Consider the following 3,319-nt stretch of genomic DNA (forward strand, 5'->3'; position numbering starts at 1 on the left):
TTGCTCGGTATATGAGATGCCCACTAATATGCATTTTATCAAATCAAAGCTCCTGCCATTAAACGCCAATAGCGCAAAAAAGGTAGAAAATGGCTTTAAAGCGATAAAAGATAAGCTATCGCACAATTTTTATGGTATGAAAATAGCGATTTTGCCGACTATTTTGAGTAGCTCAGTAAATTTAGAAGAGATTGTAAAAATACTTGAAGAGACTTCAAAAAGCGATATAAAAAATATTGAAATCGCCGAGGAAGCCATAAAATTTAGCATAGATTATTATCTCGAGGCAACAGCTAAAAAGCAGGAAAATTTGCCTGTTTTAAATACGATTTTATTTTATACACAAAGTAACGCCGCTATCGATTTAAAGCTTGCGATAGACGATGTTTTGCCATCTTTTATCTCTCGTATCTCAAATTTAATGAGCCGTTTTAACATAAAAGCTTTCTATGAAAAAAATAGTGGCACAGACGAGACGATTTATCTGCAAAATTTGTTTAATGATAGGCTTGGCGTGATAAACTTTTTGCTATCAAGAAATAAATTTGATTTAGAGATTATGATAGAAAGATATAGCGATCTGATTTATTACGGTAGCGTCAATAAAAGTTACGCAAAAAAGTTGGAATGGAGCAAATACTTTAACGATTTTTATAAAGAAAGAAAGTTTGAAAATATTGCAAAATACCAAAATTTCTTTAATGAGATCAATGTCTTAAACAAAAAACTAGTCTTTCAAAAGGAGTGCGATTTGGAAAATTTAACCGATAAAAAAGAACTGATTAAAGAGCTAATCAAAAATAGCGAGTTTTTACATCAAAACGATGCGCTCATTAGCGCTTATTTGCTCGGTATGCTAAGCGCAGCCCTGATAAACTGGCAGCTTGGCGTTAATGGCGGAGTATCATTTAGCAACTGGCTTAATGACTGCGGATCGATAAGTATGGAAAATTTAGAGAGAATTTGGACCAAGTGCGATGAGATGATTAGAAAGCTTAAGGCAGCTTCTGGCAAGCCAAATTCTAACATTGAAAACATAAAAGAGTGTTTGATCGAAATTTTACCGCAGGTCTTTTCTAAAGAGAGAAAGATGGTAAAAACCTCGCATACTACGCTTGCTTTTGCTATGGGCGGAAGCGATTATCGTAAATTTATAAAAGACAAAACAAAATAAGGAGAATAAGATGCAAAAAAAAGAGATACTTTTTTTATGGGATGGAGAGAACTGGAACCCAAATGGCGACATGCTAAAAGACAACGCTCCTAGGCGAGATGATGAAACTGGCGTAGCTGAGGTGACGGACGTGCGTATAAAAAGAACTATTAGAGATGAGATCATGAAAAAAGATGAGGCGTCGATTTTTATAAAGGAGTATAGGATAGAGGACGCCCTGCTAGACGCTAAAACGGCTATCAGACAGAGCATAAACATAAAGCAAAACAAAAGCGAATTGCAACGAGAAATTTTGTCTAAATTTATCGATATCCGCGCATTTGGTGGAGTTTTGCCTATTTCAGATAAAGACGAGATGAGGCAGGATAAGGAGATAAAAACCGCAGGCGTTCAATTTACTGGACCAGTGCAGTTTAGACTAAGCAAATCCCTAAACAAGGTCGAAGTAGAGCATGTCAAAGGAACTGGCGCTTTTGCTAGCGACTACGATCCAAATGACCCAAAAAAACAAAAAGATCAAGCGACTTTTAGAGAAGAGGAATTTATAAAATACGCTATTTTTGCTACTTACGGCATCATAGATAACTATAATGCAGCTAAAACAGGCTTTAACGAAGCCGATGAGGCTAAAATTTTAAAAGCCTTGTGGCACGGCACTAAAAACCTAACAACTCGCTCTAAAATCGGTCAAACTCCAAGATTTATGCTAATCATCACATACAAAGACGATACGTTTGCAGGCGATCTAAACAATAGCATAAGCCTAAAAAGCGAAAAAGAAGATAGAGTGATAAGAAGCATCAACGAATACACTATCGACTTTACAAATTTAAAAAATAAACTCGCAAGATACGCTGCAAATATAGAAAAGATAGAATATATGAGCGATTATGATTTTGAAACGATAAACAAAGAAAATTTTGACAGCAGTTGGAAAAAGATAGAGGCATAAAATGAGCATTGTTGCTTTTAGATTATTTGGCGATTACGCTCATTTTTCGCATCCAGCGACGATTTATTCTAGCTTAACCTATCCAGTACCGCCAAAGACCACTATAATGGGCTTTTTAGGCGCTGTTATAGGCGAGGAGGACTACTTTAAGCTATCAAACATCCAATACAGCGTAAAAATAGATAGGCAAATTTTAAAAAAGAGTTTTGTTTTTAACGGCATAAAATTTGCCCTCTCAAGCAATATGCACATAGAGGAAGGCTATCAAAATGCAAAAGAGAAAAAGCAGTTTTACAGAGAACTAATCTGCTCGCCATCTTATGTCGTATTTTTAAATTTAGAAAATTTAGAGCAAAGCTATCAAGATAAAATAATCTCAAATTTAAAAGAGCATAAAACCGCCTTTACGCCCTATCTTGGGATAAATTTTTGTATAGCTGATTTTAGCTGGATCGATATAAAAATATGCGAAAAAATATCGCAAGATGAAAGCTTTATAAATACATTTACGCTTATGGATGATTTTGTTTTTGAAGGCATTAATGAAAATGCGAAATTAACTACAGCTAGAATGCCTTGTGGCTGCGAAAATGGGCGAATTTTTAAAGATTTTAAAGACTTTGTTATGGAGATAAATGGCAAAGAGCTTATAAAATCTAAAAATCATGGAAATATTTATCAGATAAATGATGAAAGAGTCTATTTTATTTGACGAGTTTTGGTCTCATCCAAATAAACTTTTAGAAAATCATATAAAAAATATGATCTCGCCTGACGACGATGAGCTGGGTAAGCAGGTCAAACTCTACCACGACATCGCAAAACTGAAAAATAATTTTCAAATTTACATCAGAGATACTTCAAACGACAAGCTGGATAAAAACCACTCGCTCTTGTCGGCATATTTTTTCTTGTTAAACTCAAAATTTGATGAGATACCAACCCTGTTTGGCTTTCTTGCTATCGTTTCGCACCACGGCGACGTGGTAAATTTAATGACGCTAGCCAGAGAAGCTAATAAATTTTTTAAAAACCAAAAAGAGCTAGAGCAGTGGGATGAAGTGGCTGGCGCTGCTAAAAACATTAAGATCTATTCTGGATTATCTACAAAAAAGGATGAGTTTTTAGATAGAGCGGAAAAGCTTCGTCAATACTTAGTTTTATCGCAGTACAGGCACAAATTTACCTATGAG

At 35.1% G+C, this 3,319-nt stretch carries 4 protein-coding genes; all 4 read left to right on the plus strand.

Going from position 1 to position 3,319, the window contains the following annotated elements:
* The coding region (locus tag Q0296_RS10785; RefSeq protein WP_298040461.1) for a TM1802 family CRISPR-associated protein at positions 1-1,174 on the plus strand (1,174 nt) is incomplete at its 5' end.
* A 10-nt stretch (positions 1,175-1,184) separates the two neighbouring features.
* The gene (cas7b, locus tag Q0296_RS10790; RefSeq protein ID WP_298040465.1) at positions 1,185-2,126 is read left to right on the plus strand and encodes a type I-B CRISPR-associated protein Cas7/Csh2; all 942 of its coding nucleotides are present in this window, start codon (positions 1,185-1,187) and stop codon (positions 2,124-2,126) included.
* 1 nt (position 2,127) lies between these two features.
* Positions 2,128-2,838 (plus strand): CRISPR-associated protein Cas5, encoded by a 711-nt coding sequence (locus Q0296_RS10795; protein ID WP_298040467.1) that lies wholly within the window; start codon positions 2,128-2,130, stop codon positions 2,836-2,838.
* On the plus strand, positions 2,813-3,319 hold a 507-nt coding region (locus Q0296_RS10800), incomplete at its 3' end, for a CRISPR-associated endonuclease Cas3'' (RefSeq protein ID WP_298040469.1). The genes Q0296_RS10795 and Q0296_RS10800, both read left to right, overlap by 26 nt.

This window comes from uncultured Campylobacter sp. (assembly GCF_937890585.1).
Lineage (GTDB): Bacteria > Campylobacterota > Campylobacteria > Campylobacterales > Campylobacteraceae > Campylobacter_A.

What these genes read in the sequence shown, in the direction of transcription:
- Q0296_RS10795 (WP_298040467.1), top strand. Translation starts at nt 2,128, where the DNA reads ATGAGCATTGTTGCTTTTAGATTATTTGGCGATTACGCTCATTTTTCG.
- cas7b (WP_298040465.1), top strand. Translation starts at nt 1,185, where the DNA reads ATGCAAAAAAAAGAGATACTTTTTTTATGGGATGGAGAGAACTGGAAC.